The organism is Streptomyces diversicolor (assembly GCF_057537855.1).
This window is the reverse complement of sequence record NZ_BAAJXA010000038.1, coordinates 31,753-54,910: the sequence shown is the minus strand read 5'-3', so window position 1 is coordinate 54,910 and position 23,158 is coordinate 31,753. Positions and strand designations below refer to the sequence as shown.

Genomic DNA, 23,158 nt, shown 5'->3' with positions numbered 1-23,158 from the left:
CGGGAGCGTAGAACACCGGCCCGCGGCTCCGGATCCCCCTGGAGTCGGGAGTTCCGGTCGGTGCCGTACCCCTCAGGGAGCAGGCGGACGGGCCCCCTTGCGTCCGCACACCCCCATTCCTATGGTGTCGCATAGGAATGGGCAGCGGCATCGGGTTCGCAAGGGAGCGATCATGAGCGGCGACGCGCGCAAGACCGCCGAGCGACTGGACTATCTCCACGGCTTCGGCAACGAGCACTTTTCGGAGGCGGAGCCGGGCGCCCTGCCCGAGGGCCGCAACTCCCCGCAGCGCGCCCCGCTCGGGCTGTACGCCGAGCAGCTCAGCGGCACGGCGTTCACCGAGCCGCGGGCGCACAACCGCCGCTCCTGGCTGTACCGCATCCGCCCGTCCGCCGCGCACCCGGCGTTCACCCGCGCCGACGTCGGCGCGCTGCGCACGGCGCCGTTCACCGAGACGGTGCCCGACCCCAACCGGCTGCGCTGGAACCCGCTGCCCGAGCCGCCGGCCGGCACGGACTTCCTCGCCGGGCTGTGGACCCTCGGCGGCAACGGCGACGCCACCGAGCGCAGCGGCATGGCCGTGCACCTCTACCACGCCAACTCCTCGATGGAGCGCGTCTTCAGCGACGCCGACGGGGAGCTGCTGATCGTGCCGGAGCGCGGCGGGCTGCTGCTGCGCACCGAGTTCGGCCTGCTGCATATGGAGCCCGACCATGTCGCGTTGATTCCCCGTGGGGTGCGCTTCCGTGTGGAGCTGCTGGACGACTCGGCGCGGGGTTATGTGTGCGAGAACTATGGTTCGCCGTTCCGGCTGCCCGACCTCGGCCCGATCGGCGCCAACGGGCTGGCCAACGCGCGTGACTTCCGGGCGCCGGTCGCCGCGTACGAGGACGTCGAAGGCCCGGTGGAGGTGGTGAACAAGTTCTGCGGCAACCTGTGGACGGCGACGTACGACCACTCCCCGCTCGACGTGGTCGCCTGGCATGGCAACCATGTGCCGTACGCCTATGATCTGCGTCGTTTCAATGTGATCGGAACCATCTCCTACGACCACCCGGACCCGTCGATCTTCACGGTGCTCACCTCGCCGTCGGACACCCCGGGACTGGCCGACGTCGACTTCGTGGTGTTCGCGCCGCGCTGGCTGGTGGGCGAGGACACCTTCCGGCCGCCGTACTTCCACCGGAACGTGATGAGCGAGTACATGGGCCTGATCGAGGGCGCGTACGACGCCAAGGCGGAGGGCTTCGTGCCGGGCGGCGGCTCGCTGCACAACATGATGTCGGCGCACGGACCGGACCGGGAGACGTTCGACCGGGCGAGCGCGGCCGAGCTGACGCCGCACCGCGTCGACGACGGGCTGGCGTTCATGTTCGAGACGCGCCGGCCGGTCACGCTCACCGGGCAGGCGGCGCGCGCGGACCACCTCCAGCGGGACTACGACGGCGTCTGGCGGGGCCTGGAGCGGCACTTCCGCCCGTTGCGCTGACCGGCCCCGACGGGTACGGATAGGCCGGTGACCTCCTTCGCCCCGGACTCGATCGTCCTCAACCGCAAGCTGCCGCTCTGGTACCAGGTGTCGCAGTCACTGCGCGCGTCGATACTCGGCCGCTCGCCCGAGGACCCGCTGCGGCTGCCCACCGAGGAGCGGCTGGCGGAGCACTACGGCGTGAGCGTGCTGACCATGCGGCAGGCGTTGAAGGAGCTGGAGGACGAGGGGCTGATCAGCCGGCACCGGCGGCGCGGCACGTTCATCGAGCCCGCCGCCCGGCGCGGCGCCCCGGTGCGGCTGCTCGGCTCGGTGGACGCGATCGTCGCCCAGCAGTCCGGGATGACGACCGAACTGCTGGACCGGGGCCGGGCGGCGGTGCCGGCCGAACTCACCGAGCACTTCCCGGACCTGGCCGAGGTGGCGACGTACCACCGGCTGCGCCGCGACGAGGAGAGCGGTGAGCCGACCAACCACGCCCGCAACTACGTCCGTCCCGCGCTGGCCCGGCGCATCGACCCGCAGGATCTGGTCCGCTGGCCGATGACGAAGGTGCTGCGGGACGTGGTGGGCGCGGACATCGGCCGCATCACCGACACCGTCGAGGCCCGGCTCGCCGACCCGGAGACGGCACGGCTGCTCCAGGTGCCGCTGCTCAGCCCGATCCTGCACTACACGGGCGTGACCTACGACGCGGGGGGTCGGGTGCTGGACGTGGCGGTCATCCACTACCGCGGGGACCGGTTCTCCTTCACGGTGACCCTCGAATCGGAGTGACTCCGTCGGGTTGGCCGGGACGGTCACTCGCCGTAGTGCGGCAGGCTCTTGGCCGGGTGCGGGGCTCGTCGTGGCTGAGCGCGCAGTTCCCCGCGCCCCCTGCGGGGCGACGTGACTCCGTCGGGATGGCCCAGGGCGGACGGCCGCCATAGTGCCGCAGGCTCTTGGCCGGGTGCGGGGCTCGTCGTGGCTGAGCGCGCAGTTCCCCGCGCCCCCTTCGGGGCCGCCTGACTCCGTCGGGATGGGCCGGGGCGGGCGGTCGCCGTAGTGCCGCAGGCTCTTGGCCGAGTGCGGGGCTCGTCGTGGCTGAGCGCGCAGTTCCCCGCGACCGCTTCGGGGGGAGGTCGTACGATGCCCAGCGTGACGTACGACGACGCTCCGCTGCTCGCGGACCTCATGCCGTGGTCCGTCGCACCGCCGCGGCTCGGACGGGGGTGGCCGGCGGGTCCCGACCCGGCGTCCCTGAAGGCCCGTTGGGACGCTCTGCTGAAGGCCGAGGGACCGGACCGGGAGGCCCTGTTCGAGCCGACCCGCGCGCGCACCCTGCACTCGGCCGTCGGCCAGCTGCCCGGCCAGGTCAGCGGCACGGAGCGGCTGGCCCGGGCGGCGGCGGGCCCGTGTCCGGAGCCGGTCCGGGTGCTGGCCGCGCCCTTCGACGAGCAGTGGCTGATCCCCGACCACCGGCTGATCGACGCGGCCCGACCGGAGCTGTGGCGGGTGGCGGACGCGCATCAGGTGTTCGCCGTGGAGACGGCCGCGGAGGGGCCGGGCCCGGTGCTGCTGGCCACGTCACTGCTGCCGGCCCTGCGCCCCGGCCGGATCCGCCCGCTGTACCGGCGGCCCGGCGGCCGGGAGCCGAATCTGGCGCCCGGCCTGCTGGAACACCTGGGCGCCGGCCTGGGGTCGACCCCCACCCCTCTGGACCTGCTGGCCTGGACCCTGGCGGCGGCCCGGCCGGGCCCGGCGGTGCCGCTCACGCGGGATCCGGAACTGTGGTCGCGGGGCGTGCGGTTGGGCCGCCGGCTGCTGTGGCTGATGCGCCGCGACGGCGAGCGCCCCAAGCTGCCCGGCGGCCGCCGCCCCTACGTCCGCGCCCCGCTCCCGCCGCGCCCCCTCGCCGTGCGCTACGACCGCGACGAGGAGTGTCTTCACCTCGACGAGGGCCGCGTCGCACCGGTGCCGCCCGCGGCCTGGGACTTCGAGGTGGCCGGGGTCCGGGTGCTGGAGCAGTGGTTCACCGCGCGGACGGCGCAGGCGGAGCCCGGCACCCTGGCGGCCGTCCGCCCCGCGACCTGGCCGCAGTCCTGGACCTCGGAACTGCTCGAACTGATCACCGTCCTCGCCCTGCTCGCCGAACTGGGCCCCGAACAGGCCGAACTGACCGTGGGGTCGCCGATCACGGCCGCCGAGCTGCGTGCGGCGGCCGTCCTACCGCCACCGGCCGCCTCCCGCCGTCCGGCGTCGGTCCTCGACCATCACGAGGAGGGCCCCGAGGGGCAGTTCGCGCTGCTGTGACGGCGGCTCCGCGCCGTACCCAGCAGGTCCAGTGAAGTCCGCCGCGGTTCGACAGCGCCCCGAAGGGCGGCGCGGGGCTGAATCGGTATGCGGCTCCGCCGCGATGGGGGTCCCCACCGTTCGAGGGAAGCCGAGAACGTGGGGAGCGACCAGCCACAACGGTGCCGCGGACGACCGACGGCACAGCGCGGCAATTCCAGCGGAGCGCTCAGCGTGCCGTCGGCGGGGCGAAGGCGTCGAGGATGCGGTCCAGGGTCCGTTCGAAGAGGGCCTCCGGATCGACCGGCCCGGGATCCTCCGTGAGCGCCGCCGCCAGGCGCGGGTACGCGCCCGAGGCGAGCCGGTCGCCGAGATGGGCGGCGCGGGCCGCGTTCTCCTGTTCCTCGGTCCAGGGCAGGGCGCGGGTGCGCTCGGCGGTCTCCAGCTCGTTCCTGACGTACGTCGTCACGACACCGTTGAGCATCGCGAAGAGTTCCAGCTTCGTGCCGTAGGACGCCTCCAGCGGCTCCAGACAGGCCAGGCAGTGCTCGATGTAGCGCAGCGCGTTCGGGCTGAAGCCGTACACCGGTGACATCAGCCGCGGCAGCCACGGATGCCGGTGCATCAGGGCACGCGTCTGCCGCGCCACCCGGCCCATGTCCGCGCGCCAGTCACCGCTCGGCTCCCACAGTTCGTGTTCGCCGCCGACCGCGTCCACCATCAGCTCGTACAGGTCCTCCTTGCGGGGGACGTAGTTGTACAGCGACATGGTGCCGCAGCCCAGTTCGGCCGCCACGCGGCGCATCGAGACCGCGTCGAGACCGTCGGCGTCGGCGATCCGCACGGCCGCCGCCGCGATGTCGGCGCGGGCGTACGCCGGCTTGGGGCCGCGGCCCGTGCGCTCGGGGCGGGCCCAGATCACTTCGGGGACGGCCGCTCGGCCTGCCATGGATCATCACCTCGCCCGCCATCCTAGTTCCGTACACCGTACGTAGTGCGCTATGGTCGCCTCATGACTACTACGTACGCTGTACTTAGTGAGGGTCTGGAGAGGCGCTTCGGCGCCGTGCACGCCCTGCGCGGGCTGGATCTGGCCGTCGCGCGGGGCACGGTCTGCGGGCTGCTCGGCCCGAACGGGGCGGGGAAGACGACGGCCGTGCGGCTGCTGACCACGCTGCTGCGGCCCGACGCGGGCTCGGCCCGGATCGCGGGGTACGACCTGGTGCGCGAGGCCGCGGCCGTGCGCCGCCGGATCGCCGTCACCGGTCAGTACGCGTCGATCGACGGGGACCTCACCGGACGGCAGAACCTGCGGCTGTTCGCCCGTCTGCACCGGGTCGGCTGCCCGGCCGAGCGGGCCGCCGACCTGCTGGAACGCTTCGGTCTTACGGAGGCCGCGGACCGGCGGGCGGCGACCTACTCGGGCGGTATGCGGCGCCGGCTGGACCTCGCGGCGAGCCTGGTGCGCCGCCCCGACGTGCTCTTCCTGGACGAGCCGAGCACCGGTCTCGACCCGGTCGGCCGCAACCGGATCCGGGACGCGGTGCGCGAACTGACGGCCGAGGGCACGACCGTGCTGCTGACCACCCAGTATCTGGAGGAGGCGGACCAACTCGCCGACGACATCGCCCTGCTGGACCGGGGCCGCGTCGCGCACACCGGATCGCCGGCCGCACTCAAGTCCCTCATCGGCTCCTACGCCGAGGCCGTCGTCGCCCACGCCGACGCGCTGCCCCGGGCGGCCGGCGTCCTCGACCGGCTCACCGGCCGGGAACCGTCGTTCGACCACGAACGGCGGTCCGTCGGCGCGGTCACCACCGACCCCACCCTGACCCTGCCCCGACTGGTGCGCGAACTCGACGCGGCGGGCGTGCCGTTGCTGGACGCCCGGCTGCGCCCGCCGACCCTCGACGACGTCTTCCTCCGGCTGACCGGCGCGGGCGCCGGGACCGGGACCGGGACCGCCGGAATCCCGGACGGGGGGACCACCGGCCGCGAGGAGGCCGCGGCATGAGCGCATGGGCGTACGACGGTGTCGCGATGGTGGGCCGGCAGCTGCGCCGGGTCCGCAACAGTCCGGGCATCACCGTCCTGAGCCAGATCATGCCGGTGAACATGCTGCTGTTCTTCGGATACGTCTTCGGCAGCGCCCTAGCGATGCCCGGCCGGGAGTACCGGTCCTTCCTGGTCCCCGGGCTACTGGTGGCCACCGCGGCGGGCGGGATCATGACCGGGATGTTCCAGGCCGCCCAGGACGCGCATCGCGGGGTGATGGACCGGTTCCGTACGATGCCGGTGAGCCGGTCCGCCGTGCCGCTCGGCCAGGCCGTCGCCGACCTGGTCGTCTCCGCGCTCGGCACGGTGCCGTTGCTGCTGGTCGGCCTCGCCGTGGGCTGGCGCGTCGAGGGGTCGGCGGGCGGGGCACTCGGCGCGGTGGGCCTGTTGCTGCTGTTCCGGTTCGCCTGCACGAGCGTCGGGATCCTCCTCGGACTGCTCACCCGGAGCGAGGAGGCCGCGGGGCAGCTCGGCGCCTCGACCTTCGTGCTGCCCCTGCTGTCGAACGCCTACATCCCGACCGGCAACCTGCCCGGCTGGCTGCGCACGCTCGCCGAATGGAACCCGATCAGCGCGGTGACCGCCGCGCTGCGCGACCTGTTCGGCAACGCGCCCGTACCGGAGGGCGCCGCCTGGCCGGTGGCGCATCCGGTGGCCGGGTCGCTGGCGTGGAGCGCCGTCCTGATCGCGGTGTCCCTGCCGCTCGCCGTACGCCGGTACGCACACGGCGAGCGGTGACCGTCGGGTCGGCGATCCGCTTCATGGTGTCGTGCGTCAGCTCGGTGAGGGACCGGGGCGGCGGCTGGTTCCAGCGGGCGGAGGTGATGCGGCGCCTTTGTCCGCCATGTCTTGGCGGCGGGCTCTCCCGGATCACCCGCCCGGCGCACCTCGGCGTCCACGGCGGGGTCGCGCGACCACGCCAGGTTGACGAAGCCGTCGCACGCGGGGCCGCTGTGGAGAGGGGCGCCCGACTCTCTGGCGGCAGCCACCGGACGGTGGTCGAGGGCGCGGCTGAAGGCGGCGGCAGCCGGCGGCGGTCGGGCGGGGACGGCGGTGGGATGAGCGGGGTGGGGAGTGAGGTGGCCGTGGAAGCGGGGACGGCGGCGTCCCCCATCGGTGCCGGGCGGGGACGGGCGTGGATGGGGGACGGCGGGCGCTCGGGCGGCACACCGCGGCGCCGCTGCGTGCCGTGGGGATGACGGACGACCGGATCGCAGCATGGCGCCTAGGCGGCGGGACCGCCCGAGCACGGGCCCTTCGTCAGTGCCTGTGGCCGCCGAACAGCGACCGGCGCAGCCGGCGCAGTGGCGCGAAGAGCGACACACGGCGCACCCGTGTGTCCCGGTCGCTGCGCTCGTGCGTGGTGTCACGCGCGGTCAGCTCGCGCATCAGCGACGTCGCCTCGACCGTCTTCTGCTGCGGTATGGCGGGACCCGCCAGCACCGAAAGATGGCGGTCGAGGCGCGAACTGGTCGCGCTGCTCCCGCAGGTGATCGCAGGGACCCTCGCCCTGCTGCGCACTGTTATCTGCTCCATGTCACTCCCCACCCGTAACGAGTCCACCCGGCGCGGGCAGAGTAACCCTATCGCCCCATCCGGGCACTCGGGTATCTGGCCCGCAGGATTCACCTTCGCCGCAAGGAGGTTGACGATTACTCTCCGAATCCGACCGATTTCAGGGCGAGTTGCGCAATCGGCTGACTGGTGGGCCGCGCGGAGCCGCCCGCGGGCTCCACGGTGACGGCGAGTGACGTCGCGGACGTGCCGAGCCCGGTCGCGATCAAGGGCGTGTCGCCGTCGAGGAGCCCGAGGGAGCGCGGTCGCACATCCGGGCGCATGAGCCACAACTGGTGCACGCGCCCGCCGGGTGGAGCGCCGTACCCGCCGAGGGTGACGACGGCCCGTCCCTCGGCCGCTGAGGCGATCACCGCGATACCGCGGCCACGGGCATCCTTGCTGCTGGTGGCCCGGGCGTCCGGGGCGGCGAGCACCTGCGCGATCTCCCGCGCCTGGGCCCGCTCGGCGTCCAGCCGGTCCTGGGTCCGGCCCGCCTGGACCGCGAAGAGCCCGGCGACGACGAGCGCCGCGGCGGCGGTCGCCGTGGCGAGCGGAACGAACAGGGGGCGCATCCGGGGCGTACGGGTGCGTGCCGGCGGGGGCTGGGTGCCCCACACGTGCGGCGGCAACTGCGGCGTGCGCTCCTGCCCGCGGGCCGGCTCCTGCGGGGTCGTGCGCACGGCGGCCAGTACCCGCGCGCGCAGCGCGACCGGCGCCGGGGCGGCCGTGGACCAGGCGAGCCGCACCGCGTCCTCGGACAGCGCCCGGACCTCGGTGGCGCAGCGCTCGCAGCCGCGGAGGTGTTTCTCGAAGCGGCGCCGCTCGCCCGGTTCCAGGGCGTCGAGCGCGTAGGGGGCGGCCAGCGAGTGCGGGTCCTCGCGGCGCAGCACCCGGCCGAAGGCGTTCATGCGGCACCTCCCAGGCACTCGCGCAGCCGGGTCAGTCCGTCGCGCATCCGCGTCTTCACCGTGCCCAGCGGCAACGAAAGCCGCTCGGCCACCTCACGGTAGGTGTAGCCGTCGTAGTAGGCGAGGGTGACGGACTGGCGTTGAAGGGCGGTGAGCCGGTCCAGGCAGTGGCGCACCCACTCGCGTTCCAGGCCCGCCTCCACCTCCTCGGACACCTGGTCGAAGGCCGGGTGGTGGGCGCGGCGGGCCTCGCGCTCCTCGCGTTCGCCGGCCGCGCGGGCGCTGCGCACCCGGTCCACGGCGCGGCGGTGGGCGAGGGTGAGGATCCAGGACAGGGCACTGCCCCGGGCGGGGTCGAAGCGCGCCGCGGAGCGCCACAGTTCGAGCAGCACCTCCTGAGCCACCTCCTCCGACTGGGCCGGGTCGCGCACCACGCGCCGCACCAGGCCGTACACGGGCCCGGACACCAGCCCGTACAGGTCCTCGAACGCCCGCTGGTCGCCGCCCGCCACGAGCACCAGAAGCTCGTCCGCCTCCACCGCGTCCCCCTCTCGCCGTCCGCAGCCGGACCGTCCCGTCACACCAGGTATTCGCACCGAACGCACCTCCGGACGGTGTTACGGATCAGCCGCCCGAAAACGCGGGTCGCGCAGGGGAGAAGAAAAATTTCCCGGCCGACCAATCCGGTACGGCGGCGTCTCCGAATCCCCGGACGTCAGGCAAGTCGGCACGGAGGAACGGACGGCATGACTCCTCTCATCTCCAGGAGGGCCGCGGGACGTTCGGGTCTCGCCACCCTCATCTGTGGTGCGCTGGCCGCCGGGGGGCTCACAGCCGCCGGTGTGGCCATGCTGGAACCGGGGGCGGCCTCCGCCTCCTCCCACCGGGAGGCCCCGCTGATCTCGGGAGCCCCGCAGTACGACAACACGGACGTGTACGCGTTCGTCAGCCCGGACGAACCGGACACGACCACGATCATCGCCAACTGGATCCCGTTCGAGGAGCCGGCGGGCGGCCCGAACTTCTACACGTTCGCGGACGACGCCCAGTACGACCTCCACATCGACAACAACGGTGACGCGCAGGGCGAACTGCTGTTCCGCTACACGTTCACCACGCACCGCAAGAACGGGGACACGTTTCTCTACAACACCGGCCCGGTCACCAGCCTCGACGACCCGGACCTGAACATCACCCAGACCTACGACGTCGATCTGGTCCGGCTGAAGGACCAGCACGTGGTGTCGCGGACCAAGCTCGCGGACGACGTGCCGGTCGCACCGTCCGATGTGGGCAGGGCCTCGATGCCGGACTACGGCACGCTGCGCGCGCAGGCGATCCACCGGACGGCGGGCGGCACCCGGACCTTCGCCGGGCAGGCGGACGACCCGTTCTTCCTGGACCTGCGCGTCTTCGACCTGCTGTACGGCGGGAACCTGTCCGAGGTCGGCCGGGACACCCTCAAGGGCTACAACGTCAACACGATCGCCCTCCAGGTGCCGAACGACCTGATCCGCGAGTCGGCCGAGCAGCCGGTCGTCGGCATCTGGTCGACGACGCAGCGCAGGAACGCGCAGGGGTACTACACGCAGGTGTCGCGGCTCGGCAACCCGCTCGTCAACGAGGTCGTCAACCCGCAGAAGGACAAGGACCGGTTCAACGCGTCCGCGCCCTGGGACGACGCGCAGTTCCTGAAGAACGTCACCAATCCGGAACTGCCGAAGCTCATCGAGGCGATCTACAAGATCCCGGCGCCCGCCGAGCCCCGCAACGACCTGGTCGACGTCTTCCTGAAGGGCGTCGACGGGCTCAACCGGCCGCCGCATGTGCGCCCGGCGGAGGAACTGCGCCTGAACACCTCCGTCAAGCCGAGCGCGCACCCCAAACGGCTGGGCGTGCTCGACGGCGACAACGCGGGGTTCCCGAACGGCCGCCGGCTGACCGACGACGTGATCGACGTCGCCCTCCAGGTGGTCGAGGGCGAACTGGTCGGCGCCAAGAACGACCTCGGCGACGCGGTGGACGCGAACGACAAGAAGTTCGAGGAGCACTTCCCGTACGTGGCCCAGCCGACGGCCGGTTCGCGCGGCGCGCTCGCCAAGGGCACCACCGAAGGCGCCGATGTCCGCAGCGGGCTCGGCGACGCGCTGCGCCCGGCCGGATCGTCCGCCGGCTCCGGCGACAGGGTGCTGATCGCCGCCTCCGCGGCCTCGGGCGCGGCCGGGGTCCTGCTGATCGGCACCGCCCTGGCGTGGTGGCGCCGCCGGATGCGGCGCCCGTACTGACCCCGCCGGCGCACCCCACCGACCGGCGCGGCCCGCATCCCCGTCTCCCCCACGGCGCGGGCCGCGCCACCTCATCGCACGACCACCCGCCCAGGCGACCCAGGAGAGGGCATGCCCCCGCGAACCCACGCCACCGAACCGGCCGGCCAACCGTCGAACACCCCCGCCCAGAGCCCAGTACCCACCCACCCCGCGAACGAGCCCGAGCGGGGGCACGACCGCCCCGGGGGCGGGCCGGGACCCGGGAAACAACTCGCCGAGGCCGGGCCGGAGAACGAACTCCCCGGCAACAGGCCGGGACCGGAGAACAACCTCCCCGGGGACGGGCCGGGCGACAACGTCGAGGGACCAGACGCGGGGCCCGGCGCACAGCGGGGCGCGGCTGACGTCGCCGAACCGCGGGTACGGCCGAAACCCCACGGCCCCGCGAACGAGCCCGAGCCGGGACACGACCGCCCCGAGGACGGGCCGGGACCCGGGAAACAACTCGCCGAGGCCGGGCCGGAGAACGAACTCCCCGGGGGCGGGCCGGGGCCCAGGAGACACTTCGCCGATGGCGGGGCGGAGGGCCCGGGAGTCGGCGGTGCCGCCTCGGCGGAGGTCGCGGGCGACCGGGCGGATTCGCGGCTGGAGGCGCCCACGCCCCGTACGGCGCAGGACACGGGCACGCCGGGCACGGTGGCGGGCGGGGCGCTCGCGGCCGAGGAGGAACCGTGCCCGCCCCGCGCCGGCACGCCGAGGTCCCGGGCCACCCCGTCCGGAGACGGGCCGGGGCCGGGGAGGCCGGCGCCGGTCGATGTCGCGGGTGGGGCCGCTGACGCTCCGTCGGATGTCGCCGGTGACGAGCGGGTCGCCGCTGTGCGGCGGGTGGCGGCTGCCGGGCGGCGGTGGCGGCGGGCCCGGACCGCCGGGTGCGCGGTGCTGCTGGCCGTCGCGCTCACCGGCGGTGCCGTCGCCGTGCGGGGCGGGGCGTCCGGCCCGGCCGCCGCGGTCCCGGCCGCCGCCGTCTCCCCCGGCCTGCTGAGCGGCGGCGACCTCGCCACGGGCGTCGCCGCGTTGCAGGCGCATCTGCGGGCGCAGCCGCGGGACTTCGCGGGCTGGGCCGTCCTCGGACTCGCGTACGTCGAACAGGCCCGCGTGCAGGGCGACCCGTCCCGGTACCCGCAGGCCGACCGGGCCCTGGGGCGGTCCCTGCGGCTGGCCCCGGACAACGACCAGGCGCTCGCGGGACGTGCCGCGCTGGCCGCCGCCCGGCACGACTTCACGGCCGCACTCCGCCACGCGGACCGTGCGCTGGCGCGCAACCCCTTCAGCGAGCGCGCCCTGTGCTCCCGTATCGACGCCCTGGTCGAACTCGGCCGGTACGAGGAGGCGTCCCGGGCCGCCGACCTCGCCGACGCGCGGCACCCCGGGGTGCCGGTCTTCACCCGGTACGCCTATGTGCGCGAGCTGCGCGGCGACGTCGGCGCGGCCCGGCGGGTGCTGGAGCGTGCGCTGGCCGGCGCCGTCGCGCCCGGGGACGTGGCGTACGTCGCCACCCAGCTCGGCCACCTCGCCTGGAACCAGGGCGACCACAAGACCGCCCTGGCCCACTACGCCCGTGCGCTCGCCGCCGACGAGACCTATCTGCCCGCCCTGGAGGGGCGGGCCCGCGCGCAGGCGGCGAGCGGGGACCGGGCCGCCGCGGTCCGGGGCCTTGAGGCCGTCGTCGCCCGGTCACCGCTGCCCGGCCCGCTGGTCGAGCTCGGCGAGCTGTACGAGGCGCGCGGCGCGCCGGGCGACGCGGCCAGGGCGCGTGACCAGTACGCCCTCGTCGACGCGTGGACGGCCCTGGCACGCGCGGGCGGTGTCGACGCCGACCTGGACACCGCGCTGGCCGCCGCCGACCACGGCGACCGGGCCGCCGCCCTGCGCGCGGCGCGCGCCGAGTGGGCCCGTCGGCACAGCGTGCACACCGCGGACGCCCTCGCCTGGGCGCTGCATGTCAACGGCCGGGACCAGGAGGCGCTGCCGTACGCCCGGCGGGCCACGGCCACCGGGTACCGCAACGCCTCCTTCCTCCATCACCGCGGGATGATCGAACTGGCCGTCGGGGACCGGCGTGCGGGGCGTGCCTCGCTCACCGCGGCACTTCGGCTGAACCCCGGCTTCTCGCCGCTCGGCGCGGCAGAGGCCCGTGCGGCGCTGCGCGGTGCGGAGGCGGCCGAGTGAGGCTCCGTCATCCGTTCGCCGCCTTCGCTGCCGTGGTGACGGCGGCCTGCGCGGTCGTGCTGGTCCCGGCCGCGCGGGCCGGGGCGCACCCGCTCGGCAACTTCACCGTCAACCGCTATGACGGTCTCGTCGTGGCCCCCGGGCTGCTCCGCGTCGACCACGTCGAAGATCTCGCCGAGATACCCGCCGCCCAGGCCGGGCCGGACATCCGGCGGCTGGGCACGGCCGGTTGGGCCCGCGGCCGGTGTGCCGACGCAGCCGAGGGCAGTGCGCTCACCGTGGCGGGCCGGCCGGCCGCGCTGTCCGTCGAGCGCAGTCACGCGGTGCGGCGGCCGGGGCAGGCCGGGCTGGACACGCTGCGTGTGGAGTGCCGGTTCACCGCCCCGCTGCCCGAGGGCCGCTCCGTCGCGCTCGGCTTCCGGGCCGCGGGCACGGACACCGGGCCGGGCTGGCGGGAGATCACGGCGCGCGGCGACCGCATGACGCTCACCGCGACCGATGTGCCCGCGCGCTCGGTCTCGCACGAACTCACCAGCTATCCGCGAGAGTTGTTGTCCTCCCCCGCCGACACCGGCGACGCCGCCGTACGGGTGCGGCCGGGCGGTCCCGCGCTCGCCGGGCCGCACCGGGACGCGCCCGCCGCGACCGTCCTGCCCCGCGGCGCCGATCGCTGGACCCGTGCCCTGGACGACCTCGTGGCCCGGCACCGGCTGACGGCGGGCTTCGTCCTTGTGGCGCTGGTGGTCGCGGCCGGGCTCGGCGCGCTGCACGCCCTCGCCCCGGGCCACGGCAAGACGCTGATGGCCGCCGCGGCGGCGGCCCGTGGCGGCCGGGCCCGGCTGCGGGACGTGCTGCCGCTGGCGGCCTCGGTGACGGTCACCCACACCCTCGGGGTGGTCGCCCTCGGTCTGCTCGTCACCGCGGGCTCGGCGGCGGCGCCGTCGGTGATCGCCTGGCTGGGCATGGCGAGCGGAGTCCTGGTGGTGCTGGCGGGCACGAGCCTCGTACGCCGGACCTGGCGCGGCCGCCGCCACCCGGCCACGGACCGCCACCCACACCCAGACCCACACCCACACTCACACCCACACCAGCCCCCAGACCCACACCCGCACCCGCACCCGCACCCGCACCCGCACCCGCACGGTCGCCTCCGCCACCACGGACGCCGTCACACCGGCGAGACCGTCGAGCACACCCACCAGCACGCCGACGAGAACACCGTCCAACCCGCCGACGAGAACACCGTCAAGCACACCGTCGAGCACACGCACGGCGGTTCCACCCACACGCACCCCACCGCCCCCACGCTCCGCGGCACGATCCTGCTCGGCTTCGCGGGCGGACTCGTGCCCAGCCCGTCCGCGGTGGTGGTGCTCGTCGGCGCCGCCGCGCTCGGGCACGCCTGGTTCGGGCTGCTCCTGGTCGTCGGGTACGGGACCGGACTGGCCCTGACGCTGACCGCGGCCGGGTTCGCGGTCGTCAGGCTGGGTACGGGAATGACCCGGGTGCTCGACGGACGGCCCCGCTGGACCACCCATCCGGTGACCTCCCTGGTGCGCCGGACCGTGCCCCTGGCGTCCGCGCTCGGCGTCGTGGTCCTGGGCATCGGACTGGTGCTCAGGGGGACGGCGTCCGCGTTCGGATGAGCTACTTCGTCAAGACGTCACGCGCGAGGGCGTGAGGGGGCACCCGTGTCGGAAGAGCCGGGCAACGCACGTGTGATCGCGGGCCGTTACCGTCTGCTGGCCCCGCTCGGCGAGGGCGGCATGGGGACCGTGTGGCGGGCGCGCGACGAGGTGCTGCACCGCGAGGTGGCGGTCAAGGAGGTGCGGGCCCCGGCCGGGCTGCCGGACACGGACATGGGGCGGATGTACGCCCGTCTGGAGCGCGAGGCGTGGGCGGCGGCCCGGGTCGCGCACCGCAATGTGGTGACGGTGTACGACGTGGCGGTGGAGGGCGGCCGGCCGTGGATCGTCATGGAGTTGGTCCGGGGTCCGTCGCTCGCCGACCGGCTGGCGGCACAGGGCCCGCTGCCGCCGCAGCGCGCCGCGCGGATCGGCGCCGAGGTGCTGGCCGCGCTGCGCGCCGCCCACGAGGCCGGGGTGCTGCACCGGGACGTGAAGCCGGGCAATGTGCTGCTGGGGAGCGAGGGCCGGGTGGTGCTCACCGACTTCGGCATCGCCACCGTGGAAGGCAGCTCCGCGCTGACCATGACCGGCGAGATGGTCGGCTCCCCCGAATTCCTCGCCCCGGAGCGGGCGTTGGGGCGCACCCCGGGGCCCGAGTCGGACCTGTGGTCCCTGGGCGTGCTGCTGTACGCGGCGGTCGAGGGCGTCTCGCCGTTCCGGCACGACACCCCGCTGAGCACCCTGCGCGCGGTGGTCGACGAGGAGATGCCGGCGATGCGCCGTGCGGGTCCGCTGGCCCCGGTCGTCGAGGGGCTGCTGCGCAAGGATCCCGCCGAACGGCTGACGGCGGATCTGGCCGAGCATCAACTGCGGCTCGTCGCGGCGGGCGGCACGCCGCGCCCCGGCACGGCGTACGCGCCGACGGCCACGACCCGGCCGGTCGGGCCGGACGTCGACAGGCCGGTACCGGTCCGGTCCGAGGGCGCGCAGGACCCGACGGCGACCGGCCCGGAGCGCGGCCGTCGTACCGTGGTCGTCCTGGTGGCGGGCCTGCTCGCCGTGGCGCTCGGGCTGGCCGGGCTGACGTACGCGCTGCTGAACCGCGACGACGGCAGGGGCGGCGGCGCCGCTGGCGACGGCGGTCCGGGGACGGCTTCCGGCTCCCCGGCGCCGGGCGGCGGCACCGGTTCCGGCGCCCGGGAGACTCCGCCCATGACGAGCGCCGGCCCGCCCGGCACCCGTCCCGCCCAGTCGGTGCGGGTCACCCTCACCGGCGCCGATACGCGCTATTTGGGGGCCTGTCCGCCGCCGGCCGCGCACGCGCCCGCGTTCACGGCGACGTTCACCGTGGGGCGGCTGCCCGCGCGGGTGGAGTACCGGTGGGTCGCGAGGAGCGGGTCCGTCGTGGACCCGGGGTGGCAGACGCTGGCGTTCCCGGCGGACGGCGGGCGGACGCGGCAGGACAAGGTGGTGGTGACCGCCTCTGCCGGGAGCGGTACGACCGAGAACGCGATCAGCGTCCAGGTACGGGCTCCGGTGCGCACGACGTCCGGTGCCGTGCCGTTCTCGGTGATGTGCGCGGCGACGGAGGCCCCGACGGACGGGGCCTCCGCTACGGCTTCGGACTCGCCGTCCGACACGCCCTGAGGGATCAGGCGTTGTTGCTGAGCACGGGCAGATAGCCGAGGGACTGGCCGCCCGCGGTGGGGTGGTACGACTCGCCGATGTTCAGCCAGTTCACGCTGTGCAGCCAGGAGCTGCCGGAGCAGATCTCATGGCCGGTGAAGGTGGTGCGGACGTCGCCGAAGACGAAGCCGTAGGCGGCGGCGCGCTGGGCGATGACGCTGTTCATGTAGTCGGACGCGTCGTTGATCGCGGACCGCTTGGTCTCGGAGAGGCCGACGCACGACGTGCCCAGCTTGTAGAAGCGGGGGTAGCCGATGACGACGACCCGGGCGGACGGGGCCTTCGACCTGATGGCCGAGTAGACGGTGTTGAGCTTGCCGGGCAGTGTCGAGGCGACGTAGGACCGGGCGGTGTTGATCCGGGACAGGCAGCCGCTGTCGTCGCTGAGCACACAGGTCGTCATGACGTCGGCGAAACCTGCGTCGTTGCCGCCGACGGTGATGGACACGAGGCCGGTGGTGGAGTTGAGCGAGCCGAGCTGGGTCGCGAGGACGTCGTCCGTGGTGGCGCCGGAGCAGGCGTTGAAGGCGAACGACGAGGGGGAGTTGTAGGCGTTCCACAGGTAGGGGTACGCCTTGGTGCTGCGGTCGCAGCTGCCGCTTGAGCTGATGTAACTGCCCGCGCCGACCCCGGAGGAGTAGGAGTCGCCGAGGGCCACATAGCCGCCGGCCGCCGCGGAGGACGCCTGCGCCGTGGCGGCCCCGGTGAGGGCGAGGCCGACCGCGAGAAGTATCGAGGTCAGATACGCGGTAAGTCGGGAACGTCTCATGGAACCTCCCTTTAGCAGGATCTCTGCCTCAACTTTGGTACCAGCTACGCGTGTTGACTGGAAGTGTTCATGCCAATACTTTTCAGGTCCGGACGAGATCGACTCCGCTCGTTACCGCCCGTTTGATTGCGTGTTCATGACAGATCTGTTGACAGCGCGTCAACTCCCTTGATCTACGCCCGTAGCAGCCCCACCCTTTACTCAGCCCCGGGATGGAACGCGACGTTCCAGGGCCGTGCGGGCGATCCCGCCCGCACCCCCCACAGCAGCGCGCCGCACCCGGACGCGCTCCGCCAAGAGGAGGACCCCCTCGTAATGGCACAGCTGCGTAGCAAGAAGTTCCGCCTCGCCGCCCTCACCGGCGTGGCCGCCGCCGCCCTCGTGGGCGGGCTCACCGCGCTCCCGGCACACGCCGCCCCCGCCACCGGCACGGTGCTCGCCGCGGACTCCCCCACCGCGGTGCAGGGCAGTTACCTCGTCACCCTGAAGAACTCCGCGGGTTTCAAAGCCTCGTCGAGCACCGGCAAGGGGCTGATCAAGGAGTACGGCGGCACGGTGAAGAAGACGTTCGGCGCGGCGCTGAACGGCTACACCGCGAACCTCTCGGCCACCGGGGCCGCGAGACTCGCCGCCGACCCGGCGGTGGCCTCTGTGGAGCAGAACCAGACCGTCCGGCTGACCGACACCACACAGTCCAACGCCCCCTGGGGCCTGGACCGCGTCGACCAGACCTCGCTCCCGCTGTCCGGCACCTACACCTACCCGGACAGCGCGGGCAGCGGCGTGACCGCGTACGTCATCGACACCGGCGTACGCATCACGCACAGCCAGATCAGCGGCCGCGCCTCCTACGGCTACGACGCGGTGGACGGCGACAACACGGCCCAGGACGGCAACGGCCACGGCACCCATGTGGCCACCACCATCGCGGGCTCCACCTACGGCGTGGCCAAGAAGGCGAAGATCGTCGCCGTCCGTGTGCTCGACAACAGCGGCTCGGGCACCACCGCCGGCGTCATCGCGGGCATCGACTGGGTCACCGCCAACCACAGCGGGCCCTCGGTCGCCAACATGTCGCTCGGCGGCGGCGCCTCGTCCACGCTGGACGCGGCCGTGCGCAACTCCATAGCCAGCGGCGTCACCTACGCGGTCGCCGCGGGCAACAACGGGCTCAACGCCTCCTCGTACTCCCCCGCCCGGGTGAGCGAGGCGATCACGGTCGGCGCCACCACCAGCTCCGACGCCAAGGCCAGCTACTCCAACTACGGCTCGATCCTCGACCTGTTCGCGCCCGGCTCCTCCATCACGGCGGGCTGGAACACCAGCGACACCGCCACCAACACCATCTCGGGCACGTCGATGGCCACCCCGCACGTCGCGGGTGCCGCGGCCGTCTACCTGGCGGGCCACACCTCGGCCACGCCGGCCCAGGTCGCCACCGCCCTGGTGAACGGCGCCACCTCCAACGTGCTCTCCAGCGTGGGCACCGGCTCGCCGAACAAGCTCCTGAAGATCGTGCCGTAACACCGGTACGCGCCCGACGGACCACCCGTTCCCCGGAGGCAGCCGGCGCCTCCGGGGAACGTGCGCTCCGGGACCCGCCGGACGAGATCCCCGGCTTGGACAGCCGCATCGGGGCCGGCCCCATCGGCCCGGCCCCGTCCCCGTCCTCGGCCACCAGGTGCCCGCACGGCGGCGAGTTCGACCGCGGCCGGGCCGCACCCCGTAGGGGCACAGGGGAGGAACCGGTGGATCGTTCGCATCGCCGACACTCCGCGCCCACTTCGGAAACCGGGTGCGCACCGGGCCCGCGTGCCCGATCATGGCGGCATGTCTGCGAACCCACACGACGCTCTGCCGATCCGGCTCAACGTCGACGACTCCGACTCGCCGTCCGACGTCGTCGACGCGCTGTTCCTCGGCCGCTTCGCGACGGGCGAGCAGCCGTATTCGCACGCCGTCAACATCGACCGGGTCCGCTCCGGCGCGACCCTGCTGCCGCGAGACGCCCGGGTGCTGCGCGTCGCCCGGGACGAGGACCGCAGCGCGACCCTCGCCGAGGGCGACGGCTGGACCCTGCTGGTCTCGCGCTGGAACCGGGGCGCCGACGTCACGGTGACCGCGACCACCGCGGAGCTGGCGAAGGAGATCCTGGAGCGGGCCACGGACGGCGCGGCGGACGAGCCCGAGCCGCAGCCGGAGAACGTGACGATGGGTTTTTGGTACGTGTCCCCGAGGCGCGGCCCGCACCGCACCACCCGCCAGATCTCGGCGGGCACCTGGGAGGAGGTGCGGCCCAACTACACGGCGCCGGTGGCCGAGGCCATGGACCGGCTGATGAAGACGACCCCCGAGGACATCGCGGGCCGGCTGCTGCTGCTCCACGGCCCGCCGGGCACCGGCAAGACCTCCGCGCTGCGCACGCTGGCCCGCTCCTGGCGGGACTGGTGCCAGGTCGACTGTGTGCTGGACCCGGAGCGGCTGTTCGGCGACGTCGGCTATCTGATGGACATCGCCATCGGCGAGGAGGACGCGGCGGGCAAGGGCCGCTGGCGGCTGCTCCTGCTGGAGGACTGCGACGAGCTGATCCGCGGCGAGGCCAAGCACACGGCGGGCCAGGCGCTGTCGCGGCTGCTGAACCTGACCGACGGCCTGCTGGGCCAGGGCCGCAACGTGCTCGTCGGCGTCACCACCAACGAGGACCTGGAGCGGCTGCACCCCGCCGTGGTCCGTCCCGGCCGCTGTCTGGCCCGGATCGAGGTGGGCCCGCTGACCCGCTCGGAGGCGGTGGCCTGGCTGGGCACGGAGCAGGGCATCGGCCGCGACGGCGCGACACTGGCCGAACTGTACGCACTGCGCCGCGGCACGACCCCGACATCGGTACCAGGCGCCCGCGAGTCATCGGACGCGGGCCTGTACCTGTGAGCCACCAGGGCTGAGCCCGCCCAGAAACCACCCCGACCGGACCCGGGGCCCGCAGCCGAAACCCCCGCCCGGGACCAACACCGAGACCCGGCACGGGGGTCGAGCCCAGGGCGAGACCGGGCAGCCGGGACCCGAGGCAGGACGCCAGGGCCGAGGCGGAAGCCAGGGTCCGGCCCGGCGGAAACCAAGGTCCAGAACAGGAGCCCAAGGGCCGGAGCAGGGCCCAGGGGCCGGAGCAGGACCCAGGGGCCGGGGCGGCAGCCCAGAGCCGGGCAGGAACAGAGGACCGGGGCGGGACGGCAGCCGCAGAGCCAGAGCCAAGACAAAAGCCCAGCACCCGGGCAGAAGCCAGGAGACGGCCCGACGGAAACCAAGGTCCAGAACAGGAGCCCAGGCGCCCGGGCGGGAGCCCGGGGGCTGGGCGGGAGCCCGGGGGCTGGGCCGGGACAGGTCCGGCACGCGCGTGCATCGGGCCGAGCCCCGCAGCCGGCCGCCGCCTCAGGTCACGCAAGCGGCAGGGCAGGGTGCCGCGGCAGACCGCGCCCCGGCCGCCGTGCGACGCGCTGACCGGTCAGGGCGCGAGCCACGGCCCAACGGGCGGAGCCGTCCCACAAGCCGCAGGTGAGAAGCCGCGAGCCAAGGCCCCGGCACACCGGCACCCCTACCGGGCCAGGGGTGGTGTTTTGATGGGGGTATGACCTTGTTCGTCGGTACGTCGGGGTGGCAGTACCGTGACTGGCGGGGCGTGCTGTATCCGGCCGGCCGGCCGATGCGGGTGTGGCTGGAGGAGTACGCCGCACGCTTCGCCACGGTGGAGATCAACAACGCCTTCTACCGGCTGCCGACACGGGAGAACTTCGAGCGCTGGCGGGACCGCGTGCCCGCGGACTTCGTGGTCGCGGTGAAGGCCAGCCGCTACCTCACCCACATCAAACGGCTGCGCGACCCGCGGGAGCCGGTGGGGCGGCTGATGGACAGCGCGGCGGGCCTCGGCGACCGCCTCGGCCCGGTCCTGCTCCAGCTCCCGCCGACCCTGCGCGCCGACCCGCACCTCCTGGACGCGTGCCTGGCGTGCTTCCCCTGCGGCACCCGGGTCGCGGTCGAGCCACGGCACGACTCCTGGTGGACGCCGGACACCCGTGCGGCCCTGGAGCGCCGGGGCGCCGCGCTGTGCTGGGCCGATGTCCTCGCCCACCCGGTCACCCCGCTGTGGCGCACCGCGGACTGGGGCTATGTCCGCTTCCACCAGGGCCGCGCCCGCCCCTGGCCGCGCTACGGCCGGCGCTCCTTGGAGACCTGGACCGACCGCATCGCCACCACCTGGTCCGTCACCGAGGACGTCTACGCGTACTTCAACAACGACCCCGGCGGAGCCGCGGTACGGGACGCGACGGCGTTCGCCGCTACGGCGGCCAGGGCCGGCCTGCCGACCACCCGCACCCCTGCCCTGACGACACACGGCTGAGCCCCGGCACCCCGCGCATCCCGCCGGCGCGCCCAGGCCGCCCGCCGGCTGCGCTCACCCCGCTCCGTAGGCCGCACGCAGCGCGTCCCGTACCGCGGTCAGGGCCGCCGCCTCGTCCAGGCCGAGACGGCGGGCCCGTTGCGCGTAGGTCTGTGCGGCGGTCGCGGCCTCGCGTGCCGCGGCCGAGCCGGCCGCCGCCACGAACGTCCCGTTGCGGCCCCGTGTCTCGATCACCCCGTCCGTCTCCAGCGCCCGGTACGCCTTGGCCACGGTGTTCGCCGCCAGACCCAGCGACTCGGCCAGCCCCCGCACGGTCGGCAGCCGGTAGCCCACCGGCAGCACCCCGGACCGCGCCTGTTCCGAGATCTGGGCCCGCACCTGCTCGTACGGCGGTGCGCTGTCGTCGATGCGGATCTTCAAGGTCACGCCGTGATTCTCCCGCACCCGCCGGAAAATGAGGGGCACCCGGGTCCCGGTCCCCCGTAGCGTGCGACCCCATGACTGTGCTCGTGCGCGATCTGCGCCCCGACGTGCGTGCGGACCTGGACGGCTTCGTCCGGGTCCGGCACCGTGCCCTGCCCTTCGTGCTGTTCACCCCGGAATCCGTCGCCCACGACATCGCCCACGCCCACCCCGACGCCCATCTGCGCAGGCTCGTCGCGGAGGAGGACGGCGAGATCATCGGCACCGCCCAGGTGGGCATCGCCTACGACAGCCCGGAGCCGGGCCAGGGCTATGTCAACGTGTACGTCGACCCGGAGCGGACCCGGCGCGGCGCGGGCGGACTGCTGGTGCGCGTCGCCGAGGAGCATCTGGCGGACCGGGGCGCGCGCCGTCTGCTGGCCTGGGTGCTGGACGGGCCGGGCAACTTCGCCTTCGCCGAACGGCACGGCTACCGGGCGGGCCGTTCCGCGCACTTCCTGCGGCTGGATCTGGCGCATGCGGCGCTGCCCCCGTCGCAGGACCCGCCGCCGGGCGTCGAACTGCGCAAGGGCTCGGACTTCGCCGACGACCCGTTCCCGTTGTGCCGGCTGGACGCGGAGACGATGGCGGACGAGCCCAGCGACTTGGACACCGAGTTCACGGATTACGGGGCGTGGCTCGACGAGACCTGGCGGCATCCCCTGTTCAGCCCGGAGCTGACCTCGGTGGTGCTGGTCGACGGGCGTCCCGCCGCGTTCAGCGCGGCCCGCACGGACGGCGGGCAGCGCTACGGCACCGTGATGACGGGCACCGCGCGCGCCTTCCGCGGGCGCGGTCTGGCCAAGCTCGCCAAGAACGACTCCCTGCACCGTGCCCGCGCCGCCGGGCTCACGGAGGCGTTCACCGGCAACGACGCCGGGAACGGCCCGATGCTCGCGATCAACACATGGTTCGGTTACCAGATCTGTGCGACGGAGGTGCGCCATATCCGCGAACTCGACTGACGCAGGCCGGCAGTTGGAGGTCGTCCTGGTCAAGGGCGGTCGTACGAAGATCCGTTACCCGGCTGAGCTGCTGCGGGACGACGGCACCCGGATCGTGGTGCGCGCCCCCTTCGCGGGCGGCACGGTCCGCGACTTCGGCTTCGTGCGCTTCGCACCGGGCGATGTGTTCACCGAGTACTACTGGCGGGACCGCTGGTACGCGGTGATGGAGGTCCGCGACCCGGCGGGCGTGCTCAAGGGCTGGTACTGCGACATCGCCCGGCCGGCCGTGCTGTCCGGCACGCGGTTGGTCGTGGAAGACCTCGACCTGGACCTGTGGCGCTCCGCGGACGGCACGGACGTACGACGCCTGGACGAGGACGAGTTCGCGCAGAGCGGGCTGGCCGGCAGGGATCCCGAGGCGGCGGCCGCCGCCGTGGCCGCGCTCGACGAACTGGAGGCGCTGGCCCGTACGGAACGCTTCGAGGCGCTGCTGGCCTGAC

20 protein-coding genes are annotated in these 23,158 nt (G+C 74.0%); 14 read left to right on the top strand and 6 right to left on the bottom strand.

Translation table 11 applies throughout. The annotated features are described in order from the left end of the window. Nucleotides 1–172: 172 nt before the first annotated feature. The 3 genes from hmgA (at nucleotide 173) to AC27LF_RS34505 (ending at nucleotide 3,781) form a co-directional block, all read left to right on the top strand. Nucleotides 173–1,489, top strand: coding sequence for a homogentisate 1,2-dioxygenase (hmgA, locus tag AC27LF_RS34515; RefSeq protein WP_479659410.1), 1,317 nt, complete (start codon nucleotides 173–175; stop codon nucleotides 1,487–1,489). Between the two features lie 27 nt (nucleotides 1,490–1,516). Then, a complete protein-coding gene (locus AC27LF_RS34510) occupies nucleotides 1,517–2,266 on the top strand; it encodes a GntR family transcriptional regulator (RefSeq protein ID WP_479659409.1) in 750 nt (249 codons plus the stop codon). Between the two features lie 351 nt (nucleotides 2,267–2,617). Further along, complete coding sequence (locus AC27LF_RS34505; RefSeq protein ID WP_479659408.1) at nucleotides 2,618–3,781, top strand: type ISP restriction/modification enzyme; 1,164 nt, start codon at nucleotides 2,618–2,620, stop codon at nucleotides 3,779–3,781. Nucleotides 3,782–3,989: 208 nt separating this feature from the next. Here the strand turns inward: AC27LF_RS34505 and AC27LF_RS34500 are convergent, their stop codons facing one another. Continuing rightward, nucleotides 3,990–4,709: a TetR/AcrR family transcriptional regulator C-terminal domain-containing protein gene (locus tag AC27LF_RS34500; protein WP_479659407.1), complete on the bottom strand. Its 720-nt coding sequence runs from the start codon at nucleotides 4,707–4,709 to the stop codon at nucleotides 3,990–3,992. A 63-nt stretch (nucleotides 4,710–4,772) separates the two neighbouring features. Between AC27LF_RS34500 and AC27LF_RS34495 the strand changes: the two genes are divergently transcribed. Together AC27LF_RS34495 and AC27LF_RS34490 are read left to right on the top strand one after the other, a co-directional pair. Further along, nucleotides 4,773–5,774, top strand: coding sequence for an ATP-binding cassette domain-containing protein (locus AC27LF_RS34495; protein WP_479659406.1), 1,002 nt, complete (start codon nucleotides 4,773–4,775; stop codon nucleotides 5,772–5,774). Next, nucleotides 5,771–6,553 carry an ABC transporter permease gene (locus tag AC27LF_RS34490; RefSeq protein ID WP_479659405.1) on the top strand — a complete coding sequence of 261 codons (783 nt, stop codon included), beginning with the start codon at nucleotides 5,771–5,773 and terminating at the stop codon, nucleotides 6,551–6,553. Before AC27LF_RS34495 ends, AC27LF_RS34490 begins: the two co-directional genes overlap by 4 nt. A 522-nt stretch (nucleotides 6,554–7,075) precedes the next feature. Here the strand turns inward: AC27LF_RS34490 and AC27LF_RS34485 are convergent. From AC27LF_RS34485 to AC27LF_RS34475, 3 genes are all read right to left on the bottom strand, one after another. Then, complete coding sequence (locus AC27LF_RS34485; protein ID WP_479659404.1) at nucleotides 7,076–7,351, bottom strand: hypothetical protein; 276 nt, start codon at nucleotides 7,349–7,351, stop codon at nucleotides 7,076–7,078. A 116-nt stretch (nucleotides 7,352–7,467) separates the two neighbouring features. Next, on the bottom strand, nucleotides 7,468–8,280 hold the full coding sequence (locus AC27LF_RS34480) for an anti-sigma factor (RefSeq protein ID WP_479659403.1): 813 nt from the start codon (nucleotides 8,278–8,280) through the stop codon (nucleotides 7,468–7,470). Further along, complete coding sequence (locus tag AC27LF_RS34475) at nucleotides 8,277–8,819, bottom strand: sigma-70 family RNA polymerase sigma factor (protein ID WP_479659402.1); 543 nt, start codon at nucleotides 8,817–8,819, stop codon at nucleotides 8,277–8,279. Before AC27LF_RS34475 ends, AC27LF_RS34480 begins: the two co-directional genes overlap by 4 nt. A 207-nt stretch (nucleotides 8,820–9,026) precedes the next feature. Here AC27LF_RS34475 and AC27LF_RS34470 point away from each other — a divergent pair, with 207 nt between their 5' ends. The 4 genes from AC27LF_RS34470 to AC27LF_RS34455 all read left to right on the top strand — a co-directional run bounded on the left by AC27LF_RS34470 (nucleotide 9,027) and on the right by AC27LF_RS34455 (nucleotide 16,051). Further along, complete coding sequence (locus AC27LF_RS34470) at nucleotides 9,027–10,565, top strand: DUF4331 domain-containing protein (protein ID WP_479659401.1); 1,539 nt, start codon at nucleotides 9,027–9,029, stop codon at nucleotides 10,563–10,565. 111 nt (nucleotides 10,566–10,676) lie between these two features. Beyond that, nucleotides 10,677–12,776 carry a tetratricopeptide repeat protein gene (locus AC27LF_RS34465; protein WP_479659400.1) on the top strand — a complete coding sequence of 700 codons (2,100 nt, stop codon included), beginning with the start codon at nucleotides 10,677–10,679 and terminating at the stop codon, nucleotides 12,774–12,776. After that, on the top strand, nucleotides 12,773–14,422 hold the full coding sequence (locus AC27LF_RS34460; protein WP_479659399.1) for a nickel transporter: 1,650 nt from the start codon (nucleotides 12,773–12,775) through the stop codon (nucleotides 14,420–14,422). Before AC27LF_RS34465 ends, AC27LF_RS34460 begins: the two co-directional genes overlap by 4 nt. 45 nt (nucleotides 14,423–14,467) lie before the next feature. After that, a complete protein-coding gene (locus AC27LF_RS34455; RefSeq protein WP_479659398.1) occupies nucleotides 14,468–16,051 on the top strand; it encodes a serine/threonine-protein kinase in 1,584 nt (527 codons plus the stop codon). Nucleotides 16,052–16,055: 4 nt separating this feature from the next. On the opposite strand, the gene AC27LF_RS34450 is transcribed toward AC27LF_RS34455, so the two are convergent. Next, nucleotides 16,056–16,859: an SGNH/GDSL hydrolase family protein gene (locus AC27LF_RS34450; protein WP_479659397.1), complete on the bottom strand. Its 804-nt coding sequence runs from the start codon at nucleotides 16,857–16,859 to the stop codon at nucleotides 16,056–16,058. Nucleotides 16,860–17,174: 315 nt separating this feature from the next. On the opposite strand from AC27LF_RS34450, the gene AC27LF_RS34445 reads away from it, so the two are divergent. The 3 genes from AC27LF_RS34445 (at nucleotide 17,175) to AC27LF_RS34435 (ending at nucleotide 21,249) form a co-directional block, all read left to right on the top strand. Beyond that, a complete protein-coding gene (locus AC27LF_RS34445) occupies nucleotides 17,175–18,383 on the top strand; it encodes a S8 family peptidase (protein ID WP_479659396.1) in 1,209 nt (402 codons plus the stop codon). Between the two features lie 306 nt (nucleotides 18,384–18,689). Further along, the gene (locus AC27LF_RS34440) at nucleotides 18,690–19,784 is read left to right on the top strand and encodes a DUF5925 domain-containing protein (RefSeq protein WP_479659395.1); all 1,095 of its coding nucleotides are present in this window, start codon (nucleotides 18,690–18,692) and stop codon (nucleotides 19,782–19,784) included. 694 nt (nucleotides 19,785–20,478) lie between these two features. After that, on the top strand, nucleotides 20,479–21,249 hold the full coding sequence (locus AC27LF_RS34435) for a DUF72 domain-containing protein (RefSeq protein ID WP_479659394.1): 771 nt from the start codon (nucleotides 20,479–20,481) through the stop codon (nucleotides 21,247–21,249). A gap of 54 nt (nucleotides 21,250–21,303) precedes the next feature. On the opposite strand, the gene AC27LF_RS34430 is transcribed toward AC27LF_RS34435, so the two are convergent. Beyond that, nucleotides 21,304–21,675 carry a GntR family transcriptional regulator gene (locus tag AC27LF_RS34430; RefSeq protein ID WP_479659393.1) on the bottom strand — a complete coding sequence of 124 codons (372 nt, stop codon included), beginning with the start codon at nucleotides 21,673–21,675 and terminating at the stop codon, nucleotides 21,304–21,306. A 71-nt stretch (nucleotides 21,676–21,746) separates the two neighbouring features. On the opposite strand from AC27LF_RS34430, the gene AC27LF_RS34425 reads away from it, so the two are divergent. Together AC27LF_RS34425 and AC27LF_RS34420 are read left to right on the top strand one after the other, a co-directional pair. After that, entirely contained in the window at nucleotides 21,747–22,676 is a 930-nt protein-coding gene (locus AC27LF_RS34425) for a GNAT family N-acetyltransferase (protein ID WP_479659392.1), read from the top strand. Beyond that, the gene (locus AC27LF_RS34420) at nucleotides 22,657–23,157 is read left to right on the top strand and encodes a ribonuclease FAU-1 family protein (protein ID WP_479659453.1); all 501 of its coding nucleotides are present in this window, start codon (nucleotides 22,657–22,659) and stop codon (nucleotides 23,155–23,157) included. Before AC27LF_RS34425 ends, AC27LF_RS34420 begins: the two co-directional genes overlap by 20 nt. The last annotated feature ends 1 nt before the right edge of the window (nucleotide 23,158 follow it).